At 34.6% G+C, this 5,187-nt stretch carries 4 protein-coding genes; all 4 read right to left on the bottom strand.

Annotated elements, in window-relative coordinates; all coding sequences use genetic code 11:
* Positions 1-88: 88 nt before the first annotated feature.
* The 4 genes from EHQ58_RS05235 to EHQ58_RS05220 all read right to left on the bottom strand — a co-directional run bounded on the left by EHQ58_RS05235 (position 89) and on the right by EHQ58_RS05220 (position 5,114).
* Entirely contained in the window at positions 89-739 is a 651-nt protein-coding gene (locus EHQ58_RS05235) for a hypothetical protein (RefSeq protein ID WP_135622828.1), read from the bottom strand.
* Between the two features lie 415 nt (positions 740-1,154).
* Positions 1,155-1,667 (bottom strand): hypothetical protein, encoded by a 513-nt coding sequence (locus EHQ58_RS05230; RefSeq protein ID WP_135622827.1) that lies wholly within the window; start codon positions 1,665-1,667, stop codon positions 1,155-1,157.
* Positions 1,668-3,261: 1,594 nt separating this feature from the next.
* Positions 3,262-3,900 (bottom strand): hypothetical protein, encoded by a 639-nt coding sequence (locus EHQ58_RS05225; protein ID WP_135622826.1) that lies wholly within the window; start codon positions 3,898-3,900, stop codon positions 3,262-3,264.
* Between the two features lie 500 nt (positions 3,901-4,400).
* Positions 4,401-5,114 (bottom strand): hypothetical protein, encoded by a 714-nt coding sequence (locus EHQ58_RS05220; RefSeq protein ID WP_135622825.1) that lies wholly within the window; start codon positions 5,112-5,114, stop codon positions 4,401-4,403.
* Positions 5,115-5,187 lie beyond the last annotated feature (73 nt).

Raw genomic sequence — 5,187 nt, 5'->3', positions numbered from 1 at the left:
GTAAAATATAATATGCTTAAGGTCCATTATTCTAAGATTAATATTCTAAGATTAATGGCTATTTCATAGAAAATATAATTTTCTAATATTATTTTTGTAAAAGTTTTAATGCAAAATCACTACGTTCTTCCAAATCATCTGCTGTTGGAATATGATCTGCTAAGACAATGATTATTCCATTTTTCAGGGAATTAACTTTGAATCCATTTTGCCTGAGTAAATCGGTAACTTTTTTTGCATTTTTTTTAAAATAGATTTCACAGAAATCATTATGAATGAAATCAATCAAATGGATTCTATCTATTTTGTTTCGAGTATCGATAACACCAACAGTAGTAAAATCTTTTGAAGCCAAAGTTTCATCATAAATACTTGCTCTATAAGATGAAAAAGAGGTTAATACTAAAATAAAAAAATTTTCTCTAATATATTTAAAATCTATTTTTTTAGGATTAAATTCTAAGACCAAACGATCATCATGCATTGCGGAATTTCCAGCTGAATGTCTATTCTGGAAACTTATATAGCCTTTATAACCAGAAGCCAATGACTTAGTTAAGCTTACATACCACTGGTATTTCGACGATTTTTTTTCAAAGTCAGGTAGTGCCTCCTTTCCTTTTTTCCAAAGGTCACTTGATTCAATTGCGTTTTTGGTAGATTGGTATTTTGAATCTAACTCATCGAAATCTATCGGAATTGAGGACAACATTAAGCAATATTCCATGTTATTTTTCAAATAGTTCTACCTCCGAATTAATGTTCGCTATAAGATCATTTTTGAAAATCAATTGCTTTTTGTGCCAAATATTGGCTAGGAAATTCAGACCGACTTGTATGGCCATTTTGCTTCGGAGTTACAGTTAGTCTCTTTACTAAGTTAATTGCTTTAGCTTGATCCCGAATTGAAAGTTTAGATTTAATTTATTAAATTAGGAAATTTTTTTAAATTATGGCGTATAACGAACTAGGCTACACGACGTTGTCCGTAGCTGAGCCTCGCAGAGGCGTTAGCGTCGGCGCGTCTTCTTGCATAGCAAGAAGCGTGACGGAGGACAATGTGCCTTTAGGCCGAGCGAGGGCGAAAGTCCCGAGCGTAGCGTGTCAGCCGCAGTTATACGCCGTTCAAAATTGTGCAATATTCAAAATTCAAGTTACTTATTGAAATCTGCCCAAGGTTCATGGACAAGATCTTGAAGTTCATAATTTTGTTTAAAAGGATAGCCAGGTCCTTTCGTAATTTTCTGAATCTCCCAGATTTTATTTCCCTTGCCATCTATATAAATTCTATGTTCCATATACGTTCCGTTTACTGCTCCACCGGTAATAAATACGAATCTTAAATTTGACATAGAATCATAGTAGTAATTGAAACTTAAGGCAGAATCATCAGATCCTACCGAGACTATGTATTTTCTGACATTAGATTTTTTCTCATAAATTACGGTTTTCTCAATAGGTAGATTAGTTTCTTCATCTTCTATTTCTTTCGTTTGAATGTTTAATTTATTAGCTTTTATACTATTTTCTATCAGATTATAAATGTTTCTGATTTCTATAATACTAGGATTGTTCATCCAATTTTTCTTACTAATTATTTCTGCCAGTGCTGGCGTGGAAATTAATATTAATATTAATAAAACGTATTTGATTTTCTTTGCTTTCATGAAATTGCCTTCTTTTTATATTTTATATTTTATATTTACTATATCCTACAATTCTCTCATAGCACTCAAAGTCTCCTCCCAATAGAGATACTTTATCAAAAACTTGAATTATTTCCTCGGTTTGATTTGTATTTAAATAGACTCTGGAGGATTTTGTCCAAACATTTCCTTGTTAATCGACTTCTTCCTCCAAATCTACATAACCGTTTTCACCTATGTTTCTTATACTATATTTTATTCGAATACTATATTCTAAGTTTCCTAAATCAGATGATTTATCATCGCATGAACTACTTATGATTTGTGCATCGGCAGGATTGAGATTTTCTTTAATTGAATTTAAGTGACCAGAGTATGAGAATAGAAAATATCCAATAAATCCAATTAAGAATATGATAAGTAGCCTTTGAATGGGTTGATAAAATATATAATAAAAAATTAATATTTTTTCAATTATGTACAAGATTATTTCCGCTAATATTTTAAATCCCTCATTATTCTTTAGAAAAATCTTAATCTTATCTTGTATTTTGTCCTTCTTAATTATTTTTTTTTGAATGGCGTATAACGAACTAGGCTACACGACGTTGTCCGTAGCTGAGCCTGCTGCGCAGGCGTTAGCGTCGGCGCGACTTCTTGCGGAGCAAGAAGCGTGCCGGAGGACAATGTGCCTTTAGGCCGAGCGAGGGCGTAAGCCCCGAAGCGTAGCGTGCAGCCGCAGTTATACGAAGTCGCTTTTTATTTTTCTCTTTCTTTTGAACGCTTTTTTCATTCCGAATTAAGGCAATTTGCCGCAATAAATAAAAAGAATCATAAAAAGTCGAAGCAAAATAATAGTATAAGTTACACTAGAATACTATCTAGTCAATTTTGTCTTTCTGTTTCATTTGCTTCCATAAAAAGATAGAGCAACAATTATCGCAAAGCACAATCACTGAATCATCTTCCTATTTTCTTATCGCGCGTGCTGCGATCCAAAGAGTATCTAATCACGCTTCCGTAGGGAATCTTAAAAGAGCCGTCGCAAACAGAAAGCCCAACCGTGATTCGAAATATTTTCGATACAGACCAATAAAAGCGACCAAGAAAAACCGAGATAAAATCGCAGAACAAGAATACTTCAACCAAGGCTCGCGGCAAATATGCCTGAGAAACAAAAAAGCACGAGTGTAAAGTAGGTTTTAATTTCTTAATTCTTACTCACTTATCGATAAATATCCGTGCTAGTTTATCGCGTTCAAAAGTTTATTTAAATCTCTTTAAGCGATTTCGTATAACGAACTAGGCTACACGACGTTGTCCGTAGCTGAGCCTGCTATGAGGCGTTAGCGTCGGCGCGACTTCTTGCAGCGCAAGAAGCGTGACGGAGGACAATGTGCCTTTAGGCCGAGCGAGGGCGATAGTCCCGAGCGGAGCGTGTCAGCCGCAGTTATGCGCAGCGACTCTGTTATAGAACCAATTATGGGTATTGGAATTTAATCCCATATATTTGAATACTTTGGAATAGATTATTATTTTTACCAAGATACGGCGACAACATTTAGTCACTAAATACTCATTTCAAGGAAGGGTAGTAGATGAATAAAAACGAATCTCACTGACCTACCTCGATAATTTGATATAGATAAATAGTACCCATTATTCCATTGGTACATTGTGAAGTTGTTACTATCCATTTTTCTCCTACTAAAATTGAGGTTGGCATTGGCACTATCTTAAACTTGATGGCTTTATTTCTATTTTCTTTTATACTTTTATTAACTTCATCATTAGGATCTTGACTCCATATAACTTTTCCTATCTCTCGCTTTTCTTGATCAAATTTATAAAATTTTTGAAATAGAGTAAAAGTATCGGAGAACGGGTCTTCTTTTTCGCGTGGGCAGAAGCTTCCAATTTTTTTTCCATCAAGTGTCGAAACTTTACTGTTTGTAATTCTACTCCTACTCAAAGAAGTCTCACTCTCATTCACCTCAAAGACAAGATTATCTGAAGCTTCTGGATAACACGTATTGGATACACGATCTGTTATACGAAGAGGAGCAGAACACCTTAGATTTTGATAGAGTAATTGCATATTGAACTCAGAAAATGTTGTATCCTCTTTTTCACAATTGGCATCGTTTCCCACCTTTCCAACGGTCCTACAGTAGGTTGTTGATCCAGGATCGTTATCATTTCCATAACAACCTTGTAAAAGTATGCATAAAATAATCGAATTTATTTTGTTCACAAACGAGTAATTGTCTCCTTTTGTATTGGAATGATTAATCTCATATCCAAAAGATTATTTATCCGTATGAATTTAAGAATAATCTGTTTAATCATCGCTACTTGTCCAAGTGTCTGAATACTATTCCTTGGCATTTTTTTTAGTCTTTAATAGCGTAACTATTTTAGTACTTCGGTAAAGTTTTTTTAAAAATCAATGCAACTCATGCGAAATTTAGAACGACTTTCTCTGTTTTACTGCGACTTAATTTTGAATTAGATTTTCCGTAATTCTAAAAGTTTAAAAAAAAGTGTTACCCATGTCCTGAGTCATACATTGTGTCGTTGCGCATAACGAATTAGGCTACACGACGTTGTCCGTAGCTGAGTCTCGCAGAGACGTTAGCGTCGGCGCGCCTTCTTGCTGAGCAAGAAGCGTGACGGAGGACAATGAGCCTTTAGGCCGAGCGAGGGCGAAAGTCCCGAGCGGAGCGTGTCAGCCGCAGTTATGCGAAGAGCTGATTAATTTTCGATTAAATTTCTTAACTGATTTAAATCAAATTCTGAGTCGAAAATTTTGCCTACATTTTTATGGTTTGGAAATTGAGGGTCTTTGTCTTCAAATATTTCGAGGGCAAGTTTCGCATTTGAAATTGCATCATTTCGATATTTGAGGTGTGAAAGAAGTAGGGCTTTTGTTTTAAAAAATAGATATGCCTGGTTTTTTAAGTAAAATCTACCATTTGATTCTTTATAATAGTTTTCTAGAATTTCTAAAGCATTAACAAAGCGATCCTTTTGATTCGAATCTAAAATTAATTTTGCAAGTTTTATCTCTACAATTTGTGAAGTTCCGTATAGATTGCCTGTTTTATTATAATCAAGAATGAATTTGTATTGTCCCTCAGCTTTTTCACTTTGGCCTAATCTACTATAATAATCGCCTAATGTTTCACGAATTGAATTTACGGCTGATGTTTCATTAGGATATTCATTAATTAGTCTTAGTGCCAACATTTCGCCTATATGGCCATAGTCTGAAGATTTAAATAAATATTGGGCCTGAATTCTTAGCTTTTCAGACTTAGAATGCGATCCTCTAGATTTTTTTAATTTATATTCAAAATGTTCACTAATCTCATCAGTCCACTTTGTATTTCTATACCAATCTGTATCAGCCCAGTTATCCACTAATTTTAGTTCCTTTTTAGATAGAATTTTTGAAGCTTTTCGCATAACGAACTAGGCTACACGACGTTGTCCGTAGCTGAGCCTTCGGAGAAGGCGTTAGCGTCGGCGCGTCTTCTTG

It is taken from the genome of Leptospira ognonensis, assembly GCF_004770745.1.
Lineage (GTDB): Bacteria > Spirochaetota > Leptospiria > Leptospirales > Leptospiraceae > Leptospira_A > Leptospira_A ognonensis.
The sequence above is the reverse complement of the archived record's forward strand: the minus strand, read 5'-3'. Positions and strand labels throughout refer to the sequence as shown.